The sequence below is a fragment of the Thalassospira sp. SM2505 genome (assembly GCF_054901115.1).
The window spans coordinates 2838648-2857435 of record NZ_CM142731.1 but is presented as its reverse complement, the minus strand read 5'-3'; the positions used below and the strand labels follow the sequence as shown (position 1 = coordinate 2857435).

The window sequence follows — 18788 nt, the reverse complement described above, 5'->3', positions numbered from 1 at the left end:
GCCGGGCAATAACCGGGGCAGACGCGCCCCGATAAGATTTACGGCATTCTGCGTGCCATGACAGGAATGTCAACGAAGGAGTGTTACTGTTGTTTGGATGGCTGAAGAAAAAAGACCGCAAGCAAACTGCTGCCTTTGAACTTTACACCGCAATGGTAACCCAGGCACGGAAGCCTGAATTTTACGCAAAGCTTGGCGTCCCCGATACAATGGAGGGGCGTTTCGACCTGATTCTGGTGCATGCGTTTGTTCTTTTTCGCCGTTTGAAATCGGAAGATGGAGATCGTGATCTTGCACAGAACATCTTTGATGTGATGTTCTCTGATCTTGATCAGAATATGCGTGAAATGGGCATCGGTGATGTGGGAATCCTTAAGCGGATCCGCAAAATGTCTGAATCCTATCATGGCCGGATCGTTGCATATGAAGAAGGTGTTCAATCTGGCGCGGCTGAACTCGCCGCCGCATTGAACCGCAATCTTTATGCAGATACCGATGCCACAGATGAACAGCTTATGGCGATGGTCGGCTATGTGCATGATGCACTGGCAACCCTTGCCAAACAGCCTATTTTAGATTTGCAGGACGGCGCGGTGCATTTTCCCGATGCTCCCGAACTCGCCGTGACTGCCCCGCAATAGAAAGAAAGACCGGATGTCTGATAAATTCACTCCCGAATTTTCGCGCATCGTCAAAACAGACGAACAGGTAAGCGCGAAAGAAAAACTGCTGATCGAAGCCAACGAAAAGGAACGCGCTGCATTGGCCAAGCGTTTCGAGCTCGTTTCCATTGACAGCCTTACAGCCGAACTGACCATCAGCACTGCATCGAACGGTGAAGTCACCGTTCGTGGTCCGATGAATGCCGAGATTGTTCAGAACTGTGTCGCAACTCTTGAGCCGGTTCCCGAGGTGATTGAAGACACGGTTGAAGTTCTGTTCTCACCGCATGTTTCCGAAGAAGATCTGCCGTCGAACCCGGATGATCTTGAAGATTTGTCTGAAGAAGAATTGATGGCGCTGCTTGATCAGCCTGAACCGCTTGTCGATGGAAAAATCGATGTGGGTGAGGTTGTAGCGCAGTTTCTGGCAGTCGCGATGAACCCGTATCCACGCAAGGAAGATGCTGAATTGCCGACCTCGGTGAAAACCGAGGAAGAAGCCGCCGAAGAAAAACGACCCAACCCGTTTGCACAGTTGGCCGGTCTTAAAGAGCAGCTTGAAAAGAAAAATTAATTATCGAGAATGGCCAAAAGCCTGAGAATTAGGGTGCTTGAATATGCCGGTTTTTACCGGCATTTCACTTTTTGTCATCACAATGAGATGGTCACGGGACGGGGTGCTCTGTGTATCTGGCTCGGCTTTACCTTGTAACTGGTCGAGAATTCCGGTAATTACGGGCGTTCCGGCCACTAGATGACAGTCTTCAGCCAGTTGGCTGACCTGCCGGATATCCGGTTCAGAAATTTTAGAACAACCATAAGAGAATACGTTGCCTGAACAGGTTTGCATATCACTTGACGCGATGGGAGGAGACCACGCGCCAGAGATGGTCGTAGCAGGTGCAGAAATTGCGCTGAAACGGCTGCCCCATCTCAAGTTTCTGATGTTTGGGGATGAAGCCCGGCTCAAGCCGCTGCTTGCAAAATATCCCGCATTGGAAGCCGTAAGCGAGGTTCGCCACGCATCGCAGGAAGTTTCGATGGAAGACAAACCTTCTGTCGCTCTGCGTCAGCGTCGTGATTCCAGTATGCGCCTTGCCATTAACGCTGTGAAAGAAGGGGATGCGCAAGGTGTCGTGTCCGCGGGCAACACCGGCGCATTGATGGCAATGGCCAAATTCGTGCTGAAAACCGTACGCGGCATCGACCGTCCGGCAATCGCAACCTATATGCCGACCCAGCGTGGCGAAACTGTCATGCTTGATCTGGGCGCCAATATTGAATGCGACGAAAACAATCTTGTTCAGTTCGCACTGATGGGCGAAGTGTTTACCCGTATTCTGTTCGGCCTTGAAAAACCGTCTGTCGGTTTGCTCAATGTCGGCATCGAAGAACTAAAGGGTAACGAGTCTGTCAAAAAGGCTGCTGCCATTTTGCGTGACATTGATCTTCCGATCCGTTTCGAGGGTTTCGTTGAAGGCGATGACCTTGCCAAGGGCACGGTTGACGTGATTGTCACCGATGGTTTTACCGGCAACGTTGCGCTAAAGACGGCCGAGGGAACGGCACGTCTTCTGGTGCATTTCCTGCGCGAAACGTTCAAAAGTTCCTTCTTTGCGAAACTTGGCTATCTGCTCGCACGTCGTTCCCTTCAGCGTTTCCGTGATCGCATGGATCCGCGCCGCTACAATGGCGCGATGCTGCTTGGTCTGAACGGCATTGCTGTCAAAAGTCACGGTGGAACGGATGCGCTTGGCTTCTCCAATGCCATCGGGGTTTGCCATGACCTTATCGTGAACAAGCTCAATGACAGCATCAAAAATGAACTTGCAGCTTTTGAACAGGCGATGTCCGGAATGGAAAACGCCGAAGCCGAAGTCGCGGTTCCGGTTGGTCAAGCCGACTGATAAACTCACCAAAACATCAAGATAACTGGCGGTCCCCAAATCATGACAGTTCGTTCTCGCATTATTGGTTGCGGCTCATATCTTCCTGCAAATGTCGTAACCAATGATGATCTGGCAAAACGCGTCGATACGTCGGATGAATGGATCGTAGCACGCACTGGTATTCGTCAGCGTCACATTGCTGCCGAAGGTGAAACAACCAGCGATCTTGCCTATGAAGCCGCTATCAAGGCCATGGAACATGCCGGCGTGACAGCCGATGACATTGATCTGATCATTGTTGCGACGGCGACCCCGGATAATACATTCCCGGCGACCGCAACCAAGGTGCAGAACCGCCTGGGTGTGACCGGCTTTGCCTTCGATGTTCAGGCCGTTTGTTCCGGTTTCGTCTATGGCCTGACCACGGCCGATATGTATATCCGCAACGGACAGGCAAAAACAGCACTGGTCATCGGTGCCGAAACATTTTCGCGTATCCTTGACTGGGAAGACCGTCGGACATGTGTCCTGTTTGGTGACGGTGCTGGCGCGGTTGTTGTCCAGGCTGTTGAAGGGCAGGGAACCATTGAGGATCAGGGCATCCTTGCAAGCCGCCTGCATTCGGATGGCAGCAAGTATGAATTGCTTTATGTCGATGGGGGGCCTTCTGCAACCCAGACCGTTGGTCATCTTCGCATGGAAGGCAAGGAAGTTTTCCGCCATGCGGTGACCAATCTGGCCGGGGTGATTCGCGAAGTTCTGGCTGATACCGGTATTGATGCCTCGGAAATTGACTGGCTTGTGCCGCATCAGGCAAACCGTCGTATCCTTGACAGCACGGCCAAGAAATTCGGCATTTCACCGGACAAGGTTGTTGTGACCGTCGATCGTCACGCCAATACATCGGCAGCATCGATCCCGCTTGCGCTGGCAGAAGCCGTCCATGATGGCCGTATCCAGCGCGGAGATATCGTCATTCTCGAGGCGATGGGTGGCGGATTTACCTGGGGTGCGTCGCTGGTTCGCTGGTAAAATCTTTTACCGGAAGACTGCTTTGAGCCGGAAAAACACGGCAATTCCGTAAAAATCACAACATTCCGCCTTAAAGCAGTGTATCCTGTTGATATTGACTGATTTCGCCACCAGATATAGCCTTGTATATAAAGTCCCGTAATAAGGAGGCGGCCTGATATGTCGGAAACAACGATTACCCGTGCGGATCTCGCTGAAGCCGTTTACCAGGAAGTAGGTCTGTCGCGGAATGAGTCCGCCCAGCTGCTTGAAACTGTTCTTGATGAAATTTCGACTGCGCTGATCAAGGACGAAGTCGTGAAGATTTCCTCGTTTGGAAGCTTCTCCGTGCGTCAAAAAGGGCAGCGTATCGGTCGGAACCCGAAAACGGGCGAAGAAGTACCGATCCTTCCGCGTAAGGTACTTGTTTTCCGGCCGTCACAGGTTCTGAAAGCCAGAATTAACGCTTAAGAAAAGAACTCATGAAAACGAACTTGGGGGCTGAGGCGGGCACATCCCGCCGTTCAGCAAAGTCTGACTCTGCTTTTCGCACAATCAGCGAAGCAGCGAAGGAGCTTGGTCTTCAACAGCATGTGCTTCGGTTCTGGGAATCCAAGTTCCCGCAGATCCAGCCGTTGAAGCGTGCTGGCGGGCGGCGCTACTATCGCCCGGAAGATATTGATTTTTTGGCAAATATTCGTTCGCTGTTGCACGATCAGGGCTTTACCATCAAGGGTGTTCAAAAGCTTCTTGATCAGAACAAGGGCAAATTGCCCTCTGAAATCACGGTAAGTTCAGTCGAAGCCGAACAGGGTACTGCGATCCCCGCAGCTGCTGGCGTTCAGCAGTCCGCTATGCATCTCCCTTCGATTGATACCGCAGCGCTGAAAAGCGTTCTGGGTGAATTGCAGGAGCTGCAAGGCATCCTTCAGGCGAGCCTGCGGGAAGTCAAAAAAAATCCGTAAAAATCATTTGCGTCTTTGGCGTTGCGCCGCTATTTATCGAGCCGCGCCAAAGAGCGCATCTATACGGTCGGAGCGTGGCGCAGCCTGGTAGCGCACCTGCATGGGGTGCAGGGGGTCGGAGGTTCGAATCCTCTCGCTCCGACCAATATCTTCCCAAGTGAATTCATTGTTTGATTACGACCTGTCTGGCCTTATGGCATCAGACGGGCAAGTATTTCTATGTCCCCGGTTTTGGTGACCCTGATCAGGATGATTTCACCGGATTTGGGATAGATACCGGTAAGGGCCGTGATATTGACCTGATGGGTTACCAGCATTGCCTTGGTGCCTGACGGAAGTGTTGCAAGAAGGTCTGCTATTTGTCGGGTTTGTTGCTGTTCTGTGCTGCGATCGGCAAAGAACGAGTTTAACGATGGTTCCGGGCGAACAGGACCAAGTGCAAGCAGGCTGGCCGTATCGATGCAACGGCACCACTGACTACTCAGCACCAGATTGATCTCAATGCCCATTTCCCGAATACGATCACCGGTGCGGCGGGCCTGATTTCGCCCTAGATCGTCAAGATTTCGCTGGGTGCTGCAATCATCAAGTGTGAAATTTGCCGGATCCCCGGTGCCCGGTGCAATCGCGTGACGCATCAGGGCATGCGTATCTCCCTGTTTCCATATCTCCCATGCGTTGCCTGCTGACGCATGGGCCGGAAACGAAGTGATGCTGCAGATCAGGGTCGCTGCAATGATCGAAAAAGTTCTGAGAAGGGGCATGGTTTGGCAGCTGTTTTGTGTTCAGGGATATGTTCTTGATACCCTGAATTCTGCCGATCGGATCATAAGGCCAGCACCGATGAAGCAATTCAAATTATTGAGGTCGAACAAGCTCTAGGAGATTGAACTGGCCACGCGGCGTCCTTCATCCGTCAGTTTGCAAATCAGCCAGTCCGGCTTGACCGGGTTGTCAAACCATGGTGCGGCCCAGCCGTGATCAATGCAGCTCCGGACAGTTTTTTCACTGATTTGTTTGCCGTTGCCATCAAATAGAGGCAATTTACCACCAGGTTGGCTCAAGCCGCGACGCAGCCACTCAAGCTGAACATCAGTGGGTTTCGAATGTTTTTTCCCCGTCATCGGTACTCCCCGCACCGTTATGATATGATTGGTGTCACAAACATTGTCTGGTTTCAGTGTGACGGATTATCAACCATGGAGCAATCTCAATGACAGAAGACCGGTTTCAGAACAGTGAAATGTCATTTCTCTATGTCACTGTTCCGGACATGGAAATAGCACGCGTGATCGCTGGCGGTGCCATTCGTGAAAAACTTGCTGCCTGTGCGAATATTTTGCCACAGATGACAGCCATTTATGAATGGAATGACGACGTCGAAGAACAAACCGAACTGGTCGTCATCCTTAAGACCGCGCGTCATACGGCAATTGATCTGGCAAAATGGGTCGAGGATCATCATCCCTATGACGTGCCATGTATCCTTGAAATTCCGTTGGGCCGGGGGAGCAACGGTTATGTGTCATGGCTTCAGGGGCAGTTGGGATCGTGATCACGCTTGATATGATTGCATCACACGTTCTTGCCCCCTAGGATGGCGCAAATTTAATCTGTTGAGTGAAGTGATTTAATGAACCAGCTTACCAAAATGGCCCTGGAAATGGGGCCGTTGATCCTGTTTTTTGCTGTTAACGCAACGACAAACCTGATGACCGCAACGGCGGTGTTCGTGGCGGCGACTGTTATTGCCCTGGTTACGTCCTATATGGTTGCCCGCACCATTCCGGTCATGCCGCTGATTGGCGGCGCGTTCGTTATCGTATTTGGCGGTCTGACGCTTTATCTTGACGATGAACTGTTTATCAAGATCAAGCCGACCATTGTGAACCTGCTGTTTGCAGCGATCCTGTTTGGTGGCCTGATGGCACGTAAGCTGTTTCTCAAGCTTGTTCTGGAAAGTGCGTTCAAGGCCACCGACGAGGGGTGGCGTATCCTGACATGGCGCTGGGCGTTCTTCTTTGTCTTTCTTGCCCTGGTGAATGAAATTGTCTGGCGGAATTTTTCGACAGATACCTGGGTGGCCTTCAAAGTGTGGGGGATCATGCCGATTACCATGGTGTTTGGAATGGCACAGGTACCCGTCCTTATGAAGCATCAGCTTCCCGAGGAAGAGGGCGGTTCAGCGGCTTCTTAAGGCCGGGAAGAATTCGGATACTCAAAAGACAAAGGGCAGGATGAAAATCCTGCCCTTTGTCTTTGGTTCTTGGCTTTCAGGTTATTTACTTGATTGGTAGCGCGATGCTGACTGCTGCTTGCGCGGCAATGCCTTCTTCGCGGCCGGTAAAGCCAAGGCGTTCGGTCGTGGTGGCTTTGACATTCACGCGATCGACCTCGATTTCAAGAATTTCCGCAACTTTTTCTCGCATGGCCATGGTGTGCGGCCCGATCTTCGGACGTTCGCAAATAAGGGTCACATCGGCATTGACGATACGGCCGCCCCGCTTGCGCACCAGATCAGCAGCATGCTTCAGGAAAATATCAGACGCAGCACCCTTCCACTGCATGTCACTCGGCGGGAAGTGCTGACCGATATCACCGGCACCAATTGCCCCGAGAATGGCGTCGGTCAGCGTGTGTAGGCCAACATCAGCGTCGGAGTGACCTTCAAGGCGTGCGGTATGGGGAACCTTGACCCCGCAGAGAATGCAATGATCGCCCGGTGCGAAACGGTGAACGTCAAAGCCGGTTCCGGCACGGTATTCTTCCTGCTGCATCACGGGGGTGTCCTTGTTTGTGCAGTTAACCCAGTCCTGGGCGCGGTCAAAATCATCGCGCCGTGTAATTTTGTCGTTTGAGCTGGTTCCTTCAACACAGATGACATCAATGCCCATGGCTTCCAGCAGGGCGGCATCATCGGTGAATTCCTGACCTTCATATTTCTGATGTGCCATCAGAATTGTGTCAAAGGCGAACCCTTGCGGCGTTTGTGCCCGTTGCAGGCTTTCGCGCGGGATAGTTTGCGTAATGACACCATCGCTTGTTGTCTGTTTGATTGTATCCGTGACCGCAAGTGTCGGAATCGCACCAGCTTTTGTTTCAAGGGCTGCGACGACACGTTCAATGACCTCATCAGAGATACCCGGACGCGCCGCATCATGGATCAGAACAATATCGGGCTCCTGCGGGCACAGGGCGCGCAGGCCGTTTAGGACGGATTGTTGCCGGGTTATGCCGCCATTGACCGGTGCAGGCAGGGACGGGGCATCAATGTTGGCGATAGCGGTGTCATACCAGACTTGGTGTGACGGATTATAAACCACCTGTACAAGATCAAACGAGGTGTGGCGGGCAAAGCATTCAATACTGTGGCCAAGCACGGTTTTGCCGCCAAGCGTGTGATATTGTTTTGGTATTGGGTCGCCAAATCTGCTACCGCTGCCAGCAGCAACGATGACAACCCCGATTTTTTTGGTCATAAACATGATGCCATGGCTTGTCTGAATTGCGCCGCAGGCTATCTTTCTGCGAAGCCTTTGCCAAGTCGCCATTTGGTTTTTCAGGGTTAATCTGCGCCTTACGACAGAAACGGACCATCACATGCTTGCTGCATATATTCATATTCTGGCCTTGTTGCCGCTTACCGCGCAGATCATGCGCGCCGAGCCGAAGCGTGACATATGGCTGCATGGATCGATCTGTCTGGCGGCAATTGGTACGATGGTGGTTCTTGGTCTGACCGGTGAAGAGGTTCAGTCGCGCGGTTTTGCAGCGGCTTTGCACTGGTCAGAGCTTACCGTGATCATGATTTTTGGCGGACTGGTCATTTGCAAGGGACCGCATCAGGTCTGGCGTCTTGCCGGTTATATCGGTGGTTATCTTCTGCTGTTTGCCGGTTTGGCGGCTGTCTTTAGTCTGTTTGATCAGCATGTATCACCAACCGTTACCGGGCCTGCGCTCTATTCAGGCTGGCTTTGGGCTCACATCGGCAGTTCGCTTGTGACCTATGCGCTGGTCACGCTGGCTGCGATTGCTGCCATGGCCTATGTCGTTCAGGAACACGCTCTCAAGCACCGCAAACCAACCCGCTGGAGCCGGCGTTTGCCGCCGCTTCGCGATAGCGAGTTCATGCTGGTGGGTTTCCTGAAATGGTCAGCCTGGGTTCTGATCATCGGGATTGTCTCGGGTTTTGCCCTTCGATACGTAGAAGGTAGCAGTCTTTGGGCAATCGATCACAAGATGCTTTTGACCCTGCTTGGGTTTGTGACCATCTGTACCCTGATCTTCATTCATGAAAAATCGACCCTGCGTGGACGCATGGCTGTTCGGTTCGTTCTGGGGACCTGGTTGCTTTTGACCCTGGCATTTCCCGGTGTGCGACTGGTGAGTGGGTATCTCGTTGGCTAACGCTGTTCCTGGATTGCCGTTCAAATAATCACTGATTGACGATCTCCGGGGGCCAGGTGCGTAATTGCTAGTCACAGTGCGGCGCACAAGCATTCTGGATGCGGGCGTTTTCTTGCTGAATATCAGCGGGTGGCAGCATATTTACAGGGCCTCTCAGGCTTTACTGTCACGATATTTTCCATATTACGCTTAGAGTTGTTGCAACTCGAGGCCAGTTTTATTAATCTGCCCAAGTTTTAGGCAATCGGATTACCTTCATGTCATTGCAGATCGGTTCTGTACATGTGCCAGAGAATGTCATTCTGGCACCAATGTCAGGTGTGACTGACCTTCCATTTCGTCAGCAAGTCCGCCAGTTCGGCGGCCATCTTGTTGTGTCTGAAATGATAGCGTCAGATGCCATGACCCGTATCCAGCGTCATGAAAAAGAAGTGCGCAAGATGCATGGCGACTGCACTGCCGAAAGCCCGCTTTCTGTCCAGCTTGCCGGGACCGAACCCGATGAAATGGCCGAAGCCGCCAGGATGAATGAAGCCCGTGGCGCGATGATCATTGACATCAATATGGGCTGCCCGGCCAAAAAGGTGACCAAGGGGTATGCCGGTTCGGCCCTGATGCGAGATGAAAAACTTGCTGCCGATATTATCAAGGCGACCGTTGATGCTGTTTCGGTTCCGGTCACCCTGAAAATGCGTCTTGGCTGGGATGATGACAACCGCAATGCGCCGACCCTTGCAAAAATCGCCGAAGATCTTGGCATCAAGATGCTGACGATACATGGACGCACCCGTTGCCAGTTTTACAAGGGGCAGGCGGACTGGGATGCGATTTCTCTGGTCAAGGAAGCTGTCACGATTCCTGTAATTGGCAATGGTGATGTCACCAGCGAAGAGGATGCCGCAGAACTTTTGCGTCGTTCGGGGGCTGATGGTGTAATGGTCGGACGTGGGGCGTATGGCCGCCCCTGGTTCCTGGCACAGGTGTCAAATTATCTCAAAACCGGCGAAAAACTTGCTGCACCCAGCCTTGAAATCCAGTTGAAGACCATCCTGCGTCACTATGATGCGATGATTGATCATCATGGACGTCAGGGTGTCCGGATCGCTCGCAAACATCTGTCCTGGTATTGTAATAGTCTGCGCAATGCGACTGAATTTCGACGTATTGTCAACGTGTTGGATGATCCAGTCGAAGTAAAGGATCAGATCAAGGCGTTTTACGAGCCATTGGTTGAAAGCCAGATCAAATATGATCAGCAAGCTGCCTGATCGCTTCATAACAATAATATGGCGACATACAAACTTAGATCGTCGGGGAAGAATTGAATGAGACTGGGATTTGGAAAAGGCAACGGGGTTGACCCGACCGGGGTGCTTAACGCGATTGCCAGTGCAGTCGTCGTTGCAAACCGCGACGGGAAAATACGGTTCGTCAATCAGGCGACAGAACAATTGTTCAACACCAGTGCAAGTGTCCTGTGCCGCAGCGATCTGAGCGATTTCATCCCCTCGGACAGTCCTGTTTTTTCACTCATCAAACAGGCAATTGACGAGGCAACGCTGGTCGCGGACCACAATCTTCTGATTGAAAGCCCGAAGATTGGCAAACATACGGTCAACCTGACCGTTGGGTCGATGCCTGATGAAAGTGATTGCGCTGTCCTGACCTTTGAACCTCGTTCCATCGCGCAAAAAATCGACAATCAGCTTCTTAGCCGCAATTCCGCCCGTTCTGTTAGCGCGATGGCGGCCATTCTTGCCCATGAAATCAAGAATCCGCTTTCCGGGATCCGGGGGGCTGCGCAGTTGCTTGAACAGACCAGTAACGAAGATGACCGGGTTCTGACCCGTCTGATCTGTGACGAAGCAGACCGCATTGTCGAACTGGTCGACCGGATGGAGATTTTCTCTGACAAGCCGATGGAACGCGGTGCGGTCAATATTCATACCGTGCTTGAACATGTTCGTCGCCTTGCCGAGAACGGCTTTGGTAAAAATCTGGTGTTTGAAGAAATTTATGACCCGTCCTTGCCGCCGGTCTTTGGAAACCGCGACCAGCTGATCCAGGTATTTCTCAATCTGGTCAAGAATGCAGGCGAGGCTGTTGATCCGCAGGACGGCAAGATCGTTATTTCAACGCGCTATCAGCATGGTATTCGTCTGGCCGTTGCCGGTGGTGACGCGCGTGTTCATTTGCCGCTGGTGGTCTCGGTACGCGATAATGGTCCCGGTATCCCGCAGGATATGCGTGAAAGCCTGTTTGATCCGTTTGTAACGACCAAGCCGACCGGTTCTGGCCTTGGCCTTGCGCTGGTGGCGAAAATTATCAACGACCATGGTGGGGTGATCGAAGTGAAAGATGTGCCGGGGGGCGGTGCAGAATTTCAGATCATGCTGCCAATCTACAATCGTGCGCTGGCCGAGGGGGCCAGTGAACAACCGATAATAATCAATAACAGGGAACACACCGCATGAGCACGAGCCCTGCAAGAATTCTGGTCGCTGACGACGACCGCGCCATCCGTACCGTTTTGACGCAGGCATTGTCGCGTCAGGGTCACGAGGTTCGCAGTACCGGACACGGTCGTACGCTTTGGGACTGGATTGCCGATGGGGACGGCGATCTTGTGATTACTGATGTCATGATGCCTGACGAGAACGGTCTTGATATGGTGCCGCGCATTCGCAAATTGCGCCCGGACCTTCGCGTCATTGTCATGAGTGCGCAAAACACCCTGATGACCGCCGTAAAGGCAGCCCAGCGCGGTGCGTTCGAATATCTGCCAAAACCGTTTGATCTGAATGAGTTGATGGCGATTGTTGATCGTGCGCTTGAGACGCCGCAGGAAAGCCAGACGGGTAAATCCGGTGATGAAGAGGGCGATGATCGCCTGCCTTTGATCGGCCGTTCTGCCGCAATGCAGGAAATCTACCGTGCGCTCGCCCGTCTGATGAATACCGACCTGACGGTGATGGTGACCGGCGAAAGCGGTACGGGTAAGGAACTGGTGGCGCGCGCCCTTCATGAATATGGCGGACGCCGTCACGGGCCATTTGTTGCGATCAATATGGCGGCAATTCCGCGCGAACTGATCGAAAGCGAGCTTTTCGGTCACGAAAAAGGTGCCTTTACCGGTGCCAATGAACGCAAGGTCGGCCGGTTTGAACAGGCCGAAGGCGGTACGCTGTTCCTTGATGAAATCGGTGACATGCCACTAGAAGCGCAAACCCGCTTGCTGCGCGTTCTTCAGGAAGGTGAATATACTCGTGTCGGTGGTCGCACGCCGATCCGTGTCAATGTCCGTATTGTGGCCGCAACCCACCGTGATCTGCGCAAGCTGATCCGCGAAGGCACCTTCCGTGAAGATTTGTTCTATCGCCTCAATGTTGTGCCGATCCGGTTGCCGTCCTTGCGTGAACGTCTTGAAGACATTCCGGAACTGGTCAATCACTTCTTGATGCAGGCGAGTGAAGAGGGCCTCCCGCGCAAAACATTGTCGGCCGAAGCAATGGGCCGCCTGAAAGCGCATCGCTGGCCCGGGAACATTCGTGAGCTTGAGAACATGGTGCGCCGCCTGACGGCGCTGTATTCGCATGATGTGATCGGTGTCGATGTCATCGAGACCGAGTTTTCCGAAAACAATATCAGCGAAGCCGCACCAAGTGCGGAACCGCAATCTCTGTCGGAATCGATTGAACGTCATGTACGTGAATATTTCGATGCCCACGAAGAAGATTTGCCGTCAAACGGCCTTTACGATCGCATCCTGCGCGAAATGGAGCGCCCGCTTTTGAACGTGACGCTTGAAGCAACGCGTGGCAATCAGGTGAAGGCCGCCGAGGTGCTTGGCCTGAACCGGAATACGCTTCGTAAAAAGATCCGTGATCTAGGACTGGAAGTCGTCAGGGGCACGAAATGAACAATACGGACGGTTCGATCTCCAACCGCTTGTTGAGATCGGGCTTCGTAAGGTTTCTTGGGCGGTTAGGCCAGTCGCGACGCTTTGCGTTTAGTCTGGTCTCTGCCGCCCTGATTTCGGTAACTGCGACCTATCTGGCGATGACAGGGACGGCCCCGTTCCGGCCAGATCCGCGCCTGATCCTTTTGTTGCTGAACATTGATCTGGTTCTGGTGTTGCTTTTGGCCACACTGGTGGCCCGCAAGCTTGTTCAGATTTGGGTCGAGCGTCGTCGCGGTGTCGCCGGGGCGAAACTTCACACCCGCATGGTTTTGATGTTTTCGCTGGTCGCCGTTACACCGGCGATTGTTGTTGCGGTATTTTCCGCACTTTTCCTGCATTTCGGTATTCAGGGCTGGTTTAGCGACCGCATTCGTACTGCAGTCGAAGAAAGCATGGTCATTGCTGACGCCTACCTTAAGGAGCATCAGGAACTGATCCGTGCCGACGTTCTGGCAACGACTGCAGACTTGCAGCGGTTTGGGGTTAATTTTTCCACCAATCCGGAACGTATTTCAGACATGCTGACCGATCAGGCACTTGCCCGTGGCCTGCCGGAAGTCATGATGATCGATGGTTCCGGTCAGATCATTGCCCAGTCTGAATACAGCTTCTCCTACGATACAGCTCAGGCATCCATTCCAGCCGAAGTCTTTGACGAGGCGCGTGAAAAGGATGTGGTTCTGATGATCGGGAATAGCGACAACCGCATTCGCGCACTGGCAAAGATTCCGAGCTTTATTGATGCGTTTCTGCTGGTCGGGCGGTTTGTTGATCCGAATGTGCTTGATCGTATTGATAAGGCACGGCGCGCTGTCGACGCCTATGAAAGTCTTGAAGGTGAACGTTCGGGCATCGTTATCACCTTTGTCATGATCTTTGTGCTGATTTCTGTTGTTTTGCTTCTGGCGGCAGTCACACTTGGTTTGATGGTTGCAACGCGCCTTGTTCAGCCTGTATCCGAGCTGATTACCGGTGCTGAACGTGTTCGTGACGGTGATCTGTCGTTCCGGGTGCCGCTTGACGGGCAGGGCGACGAGCTTGAAGCTCTGAGCCGCGCCTTTAACCGCATGACGGCGCAGCTTGAAACCCAGCGCAACGAGCTGATTGCGGCAAACCGCCTGAACGATGAACGCCGCCGCTTTACCGAAGCCATTCTGGGCGGGGTGACTGCGGGTGTTATCGGGCTTGATCCGGATCGAAAGATTGATCTGCCGAACCGAAGCGCCTCCGATCTGCTGGCAGTTGATCTTGACGGGTATCTCGGGCTCGCACTGACCGAGGTTATTCCGGAATTCGCGCCACTGTTTGACGATTTCAACCGCGATGGTGACCGCAGTAAGCCACGCCAGATCGAAATTCGTCGGGATGGCGTTAATCTCACTTTGCTTGCACGGGTCACTGCCGAATGGGCAGATGACGGGACGGTGTTTGGCTATGTCGTAACCTTTGACGATGTGACCGAGCTTCAAACTGCACAGCGTATGGCCGCCTGGGCTGACGTTGCGCGCCGTATCGCGCACGAAATCAAGAACCCGCTGACACCGATCCAGCTTTCTGCAGAACGTCTTAAGCGACGCTATCTGAAACAGATCAAGGATGATCAGGAAGTTTTCCAGATCTGTACCGATACCATTATCCGGCAGGTTTCAGATATCGGACGAATGGTTGACGAGTTCTCAAGCTTTGCGCGGATGCCATCCCCCAAGATGAAGATGGAAAATCTGAGTGATCTTGTCAAAAGCGCTGTTTTTCTTCAAAAACAAGCGCATAGCGAGATTTCTTATGATTTTGATCGCACCGGGATCGAGGATCTGAAAATTTCCTGTGACGCCCATCAGGTCAATCAGTGCCTGATCAACACCCTTAAGAATGCCGCCGAGGCCATCGAAGGTCGTGAAAAGCCGCAAGAAGGTGAATTGCCGCGCGGGCGTATCGAGATTTCGATCTCGATGTCACCAAACAATCAACGTGTATTTGTAGCGGTTTCTGATAACGGTAAGGGACTTCCGGCGGAACATCGCGAACGGTTGACCGAGCCATATGTGACGACCCGTTCCAAGGGAACCGGTCTTGGTTTGGCGATCGTCAAGAAAATCATGGAAGACCATGGTGGAGAGCTTATACTCTCTGACGGCGTTGAAAGCGGGGCGACCATTACGCTATCTTTCCCGCAAGCGACTGATGCCGATATTGAAAAAGGGGCGCCGGGCGCTCATTCCTCAGACAACTGATTAAGTTGTCAAAATCGTAACAAGAATAAAGATTGATTTGGTTCCGACATGGCGCACGACATTCTGATTGTCGATGATGAACAAGACATTCGAGCGTTAATCTCCGGTATTCTGGAAGACGAAGGCTATACCACCCGTCAGGCCGGATCGAGCCAGGAAGCTCTGTCCGAAGTGGCCGCGAGGCGGCCAAGCCTTGTGGTGCTTGATATCTGGATGGATGAAAGTGACCACGACGGGATTGAAACCCTCAAGCTGATCAAACGCGAACATAGCGAAGTCCCGGTGGTGATGATTTCCGGCCACGGGAACATTGAAACTGCACTCGAAGCATCGCGCATCGGTGCCTATGACTTCATTGAAAAGCCGTTCAATACCGACCGTCTTTTGATGGTTGTCGAACGCGCGATTGATGATGCGCGTCTGCGCCGCGAAAACCGCGAACTGACCTTACGGGCTGGTGGTGATACAGAGCTTGTCGGCAAGTCATCGGTCATCAATAACCTTCGTCAGTCTGCCGAACGTGTTGCACGTACCGGTAGCCGTATCCTGATCCATGGCCCGGCAGGGTCAGGCAAGGAAGTTGTTGCACGCCTTATTCATCAGAAATCGGCAAGGGCGGAAGCCCCGTTTGTGGTTCTGAACTGTGCGAACATTTCCCCAGAAACCATGGAAGAGTCCCTGTTTGGCGCGGTCGCAAATGCAGATCGCGAAGCCCGCACGGGGGTGCTTGAGCTGGCGCATGGCGGGACATTGCTGCTTGATGAAGTTGCCGACATGCCCTTGGAAACACAGGGGAAAATTGTTCGTGTCCTGCAGGAGCAAACCTTTGAACGCGTCGGCGGTGCTTTGCCAGTCAGCGTTGATGTCCGCGTGATTGCGACCACCGCGCGTGATCTTGAACAACGTATTGCCGAACAAACCTTCCGTCAGGATCTGTATTATCGTCTGAATGTGGTGCCGCTTGAAGTGCCATCGTTGCAGCAGCGCCGGGATGATATTCCCGAACTTGCCGAACGGTTCCTTGAACGGTATGCCGATGCGACCGGCTTGCCAAAACGCAAACTCTCGCCAGAGGCAATGGCAACACTGCATGCCTATGACTGGCCGGGGAATGTGCGTCAGTTGCGCAATGTTATCGAACGATTGATGATCATGGCACCGGATGATGACAAGACGGATTTGATCAGTGGCAAGATGTTGCCATCCGAGTTGTTCTCAGATGTACCGACATCCCTAAGCTTTGACAAAACAAGTGAAATCATGGCATTGCCGCTGCGTGAAGCGCGCGAGATGTTTGAAAAAGAATACCTGCAAACCCAGATAGACCGGTTTGGGGGAAATATTTCCAAGACGGCAAGTTTTGTCGGCATGGAACGTTCAGCCTTGCATCGCAAGCTGAAAAGCCTTGGTGTGAACGGCTGACAAAGCCATTCTCATCTGGGACAGTTGTGAACGGGAGATAACAAGATGAAGGTCATCATTTGCGGCGCCGGGCAGGTGGGCTTCCACATTGCCAAATATCTGGCCGCGGAAAACAATGATGTTACCGTGATCGACCAGTCGGAAGAACTGGTTCGCAAGATTTCAGACACGCTCGAAGTTAAAGGCATCATCGGGTTTGGTTCGCACCCCGATGTGTTGCAGCAGGCTGGTGCCGACGAGGCCGACATGCTGATTGCTGTGACTTTTGCCGATGAAGTCAACATGACGGCCTGTCAGGTTGCGCATTCCCTGTTTAATGTGCCGACCAAGATTGCCCGTATTCGCAGCCAGACATATTTGCAGCCGGAATGGGCAAGCCTGTTTGGTCGTGAAAAACTTCCGATTGATGTGGTGATTTCGCCAGAAATGGAAGTCGCCCGTGCAGTTGCGCGTCGTCTTCAGGCACCCGGCGCGTTTGACATGATCCCGTTTGCCGATGACAAGGTCAAAATTCTTGGCCTGCGCTGCAACGAAGATTGCCCGGTGATCAACACGCCGCTGCGTCAGCTTCACCAGCTTTTCCCGGATCTGAATATTTCGATCCTTGGCATGATCCGCGATGACAAGCCGGTTTATCCCAAAGGGGAAGACCAGATGCTGGCAGGGGATCTTGTTTATCTTGCAGTGTCAAGCGATCAGGTGTCACGTGCAATGTCGGCCTTTGGTCACGAAGACCCCGAAGCACGCCGTATCGTGATCTTTGGTGGCGGCAACATTGCCTTGTTCCTGGCCGAAGAGATCAACAAGAATTTCCCGGGTGTGACCACACGTCTGGTCGAAGCTGATCCTGAACGTGCCCGTTATGTGGCACAGAAACTTCCCAAGAAAAGTGTTGTTCTGCGTGGCGACGTTCTTGATCCGGAACTGCTTGAGGAAGCCAATGTAGGCAATGCCGAAGCCGTTGTTGCACTGACCAATGATGATGAAACCAATATTCTGTCATCCTTGCTCGCCAAACGTTATGGCTGTCCGCGCGCACTGACACTGATCAATAAAAGCACCTATAACTCGCTGGTTTCTGAACTGGGTGTCGATGTTGTCATCAGTCCGCGTATGACAACGGTTTCGACCATCCTGCATCATGTGCGTCGTGGCCGTATTCGTGCTGTTCACAGCCTGTCAGAAGGTTTTGGCGAGGTTCTTGAGGCCGAAGCACTTGAAACAGCCCCAATCGTTGGCAAGGCGATCAAGGATATCGCGATGCCGGCCAGTGTGGTGTTTGGCGCGATCTTGCGTGATGGTGAGGTGGTCATGCCGCGCGCCAATACGGTGATTGAGGCGAATGACCGCATTGTCGTCTTTGCCGGATCCGAGCAGATCAAGAAGGTCGAAAAGATGTTCGCAGTCCGGTTGGAATATTTCTGATCGCTCAGCGGACTTTCAAATCCTCATACCAATAGATAGCGCCGTCATCACCGGAAGTTCAAATGTCTGACAAATTGCCCCATCCGCCAAAGGCCGTCATTTTTGACTGGGATAATACCCTTGTTGATAGTTGGGGTACCATTCAGGCGGCCCTGAATATGACCTTTGAAGACTTTGGCAGGGAAACCTGGACGCTTGAAGAAACCAAACAGCGTGTAGCCCGTTCCCTGCGTGACAGTTTTCCGGTTCTGTTCGGTCAGGATCGCTGGGAAGCCGCCAAGGACAGTTTCTATGGCCATTTCCGGTCCATTCATCTCGAAACACTGACGCCACTTGTCGGCGCATATGATCTTTTATGTGCGTTGCGTGATAATGGCACCTATATCGGTGTGGTCAGTAACAAGAATGGTGACTTTCTGCGCAAGGAAGCCGAGCACCTTGAATGGACGCCCTTTTTTGGAAAAATTGTTGGCGCAACAGATGCGGCAAATGACAAACCGGCTGCCGATCCGGTGCATATGGCGATGGGCGACTCTTCGGCATCGCAATATGAGAATCTCTGGTTTGTAGGGGATAGTGTTGTTGATATTCAATGTGCGCGCAATGTCGGAGCCACTGCAATCCTGATCGGCGATGAAATAACCGGTCACGGGGACACGCAGAATTCTGCGACTCTTAGCCCTGATTGGCATTTCGCTGATTGCGAGGCGCTTGTAAGGGTTGTAAAAAGCTTCTCGAAAGTCTTATAGTTCAGACTGGTCATTAAAAAATGGGGCAGGGGTCGTGACCGACCTGAAAGTCGACGGCTCCACATT

The 18788-nt window shown here is 52.7% G+C and carries 19 protein-coding genes and 1 tRNA gene; 17 read left to right on the top strand and 3 right to left on the bottom strand.

The window, feature by feature from the left end; all coding sequences use genetic code 11:
• The first annotated feature begins 80 nt into the window (after positions 1 to 80).
• The 7 genes from ACTU44_RS13460 to ACTU44_RS13430 all read left to right on the top strand — a co-directional run bounded on the left by ACTU44_RS13460 (position 81) and on the right by ACTU44_RS13430 (position 4672).
• Positions 81 to 641, top strand: a complete 561-nt coding sequence (locus ACTU44_RS13460) for a ubiquinol-cytochrome C chaperone family protein (protein ID WP_462095665.1) — start codon at positions 81 to 83, stop codon at positions 639 to 641.
• A 13-nt stretch (positions 642 to 654) separates the two neighbouring features.
• On the top strand, positions 655 to 1236 hold the full coding sequence (locus ACTU44_RS13455) for a YceD family protein (RefSeq protein ID WP_462095664.1): 582 nt from the start codon (positions 655 to 657) through the stop codon (positions 1234 to 1236).
• 256 nt (positions 1237 to 1492) lie between these two features.
• The gene (plsX, locus tag ACTU44_RS13450) at positions 1493 to 2569 is read left to right on the top strand and encodes a phosphate acyltransferase PlsX (RefSeq protein WP_336081064.1); all 1077 of its coding nucleotides are present in this window, start codon (positions 1493 to 1495) and stop codon (positions 2567 to 2569) included.
• A 42-nt stretch (positions 2570 to 2611) separates the two neighbouring features.
• Positions 2612 to 3583, top strand: coding sequence for a beta-ketoacyl-ACP synthase III (locus ACTU44_RS13445; RefSeq protein WP_114097459.1), 972 nt, complete (start codon positions 2612 to 2614; stop codon positions 3581 to 3583).
• A gap of 159 nt (positions 3584 to 3742) precedes the next feature.
• Positions 3743 to 4033, top strand: coding sequence for an integration host factor subunit alpha (locus ACTU44_RS13440; protein ID WP_033069712.1), 291 nt, complete (start codon positions 3743 to 3745; stop codon positions 4031 to 4033).
• An 11-nt stretch (positions 4034 to 4044) separates the two neighbouring features.
• On the top strand, positions 4045 to 4527 hold the full coding sequence (locus ACTU44_RS13435; RefSeq protein ID WP_462095663.1) for a MerR family transcriptional regulator: 483 nt from the start codon (positions 4045 to 4047) through the stop codon (positions 4525 to 4527).
• Between the two features lie 68 nt (positions 4528 to 4595).
• A tRNA-Pro gene (locus tag ACTU44_RS13430) sits at positions 4596 to 4672 on the top strand.
• 46 nt (positions 4673 to 4718) lie between these two features.
• Here the strand turns inward: ACTU44_RS13430 and ACTU44_RS13425 are convergent.
• On the bottom strand, positions 4719 to 5291 hold the full coding sequence (locus ACTU44_RS13425) for a histidine phosphatase family protein (RefSeq protein ID WP_462095662.1): 573 nt from the start codon (positions 5289 to 5291) through the stop codon (positions 4719 to 4721).
• A gap of 114 nt (positions 5292 to 5405) precedes the next feature.
• A complete protein-coding gene (locus ACTU44_RS13420) occupies positions 5406 to 5651 on the bottom strand; it encodes a hypothetical protein (RefSeq protein ID WP_114097461.1) in 246 nt (81 codons plus the stop codon).
• 89 nt (positions 5652 to 5740) lie between these two features.
• On the opposite strand from ACTU44_RS13420, the gene cutA reads away from it, so the two are divergent.
• Together cutA and ACTU44_RS13410 are read left to right on the top strand one after the other, a co-directional pair.
• Positions 5741 to 6082 (top strand): divalent-cation tolerance protein CutA, encoded by a 342-nt coding sequence (gene cutA / locus ACTU44_RS13415; protein ID WP_114097462.1) that lies wholly within the window; start codon positions 5741 to 5743, stop codon positions 6080 to 6082.
• 78 nt (positions 6083 to 6160) lie between these two features.
• Positions 6161 to 6724 carry a septation protein A gene (locus ACTU44_RS13410; RefSeq protein WP_114097463.1) on the top strand — a complete coding sequence of 188 codons (564 nt, stop codon included), beginning with the start codon at positions 6161 to 6163 and terminating at the stop codon, positions 6722 to 6724.
• A gap of 85 nt (positions 6725 to 6809) precedes the next feature.
• Here ACTU44_RS13410 and ACTU44_RS13405 read toward each other — a convergent pair whose 3' ends face one another.
• The gene (locus tag ACTU44_RS13405) at positions 6810 to 8006 is read right to left on the bottom strand and encodes a bifunctional 2-C-methyl-D-erythritol 4-phosphate cytidylyltransferase/2-C-methyl-D-erythritol 2,4-cyclodiphosphate synthase (RefSeq protein WP_462095661.1); all 1197 of its coding nucleotides are present in this window, start codon (positions 8004 to 8006) and stop codon (positions 6810 to 6812) included.
• Positions 8007 to 8127: 121 nt separating this feature from the next.
• On the opposite strand from ACTU44_RS13405, the gene ccsA reads away from it, so the two are divergent.
• The 8 genes from ccsA (at position 8128) to ACTU44_RS13365 (ending at position 18722) form a co-directional block, all read left to right on the top strand.
• Positions 8128 to 8934, top strand: a complete 807-nt coding sequence (gene ccsA / locus ACTU44_RS13400) for a cytochrome c biogenesis protein CcsA (RefSeq protein ID WP_114097465.1) — start codon at positions 8128 to 8130, stop codon at positions 8932 to 8934.
• A 257-nt stretch (positions 8935 to 9191) separates the two neighbouring features.
• Entirely contained in the window at positions 9192 to 10202 is a 1011-nt protein-coding gene (gene dusB / locus ACTU44_RS13395; RefSeq protein WP_462095660.1) for a tRNA dihydrouridine synthase DusB, read from the top strand.
• A 57-nt stretch (positions 10203 to 10259) separates the two neighbouring features.
• Positions 10260 to 11408, top strand: coding sequence for a two-component system sensor histidine kinase NtrB (locus tag ACTU44_RS13390; RefSeq protein WP_336081045.1), 1149 nt, complete (start codon positions 10260 to 10262; stop codon positions 11406 to 11408).
• On the top strand, positions 11405 to 12853 hold the full coding sequence (gene ntrC, locus ACTU44_RS13385; protein ID WP_114097468.1) for a nitrogen regulation protein NR(I): 1449 nt from the start codon (positions 11405 to 11407) through the stop codon (positions 12851 to 12853). Before ACTU44_RS13390 ends, ntrC begins: the two co-directional genes overlap by 4 nt.
• Positions 12850 to 15126 carry a sensor histidine kinase NtrY-like gene (locus tag ACTU44_RS13380; protein ID WP_114097469.1) on the top strand — a complete coding sequence of 759 codons (2277 nt, stop codon included), beginning with the start codon at positions 12850 to 12852 and terminating at the stop codon, positions 15124 to 15126. The genes ntrC and ACTU44_RS13380 overlap by 4 nt, the downstream gene beginning before the upstream one ends.
• A gap of 48 nt (positions 15127 to 15174) precedes the next feature.
• Positions 15175 to 16548: a nitrogen assimilation response regulator NtrX gene (ntrX, locus tag ACTU44_RS13375; RefSeq protein WP_114097470.1), complete on the top strand. Its 1374-nt coding sequence runs from the start codon at positions 15175 to 15177 to the stop codon at positions 16546 to 16548.
• 45 nt (positions 16549 to 16593) lie between these two features.
• Positions 16594 to 17973: a Trk system potassium transporter TrkA gene (gene trkA / locus ACTU44_RS13370; RefSeq protein ID WP_114097471.1), complete on the top strand. Its 1380-nt coding sequence runs from the start codon at positions 16594 to 16596 to the stop codon at positions 17971 to 17973.
• A gap of 62 nt (positions 17974 to 18035) precedes the next feature.
• The gene (locus ACTU44_RS13365; protein WP_462095659.1) at positions 18036 to 18722 is read left to right on the top strand and encodes an HAD family hydrolase; all 687 of its coding nucleotides are present in this window, start codon (positions 18036 to 18038) and stop codon (positions 18720 to 18722) included.
• The last annotated feature ends 66 nt before the right edge of the window (positions 18723 to 18788 follow it).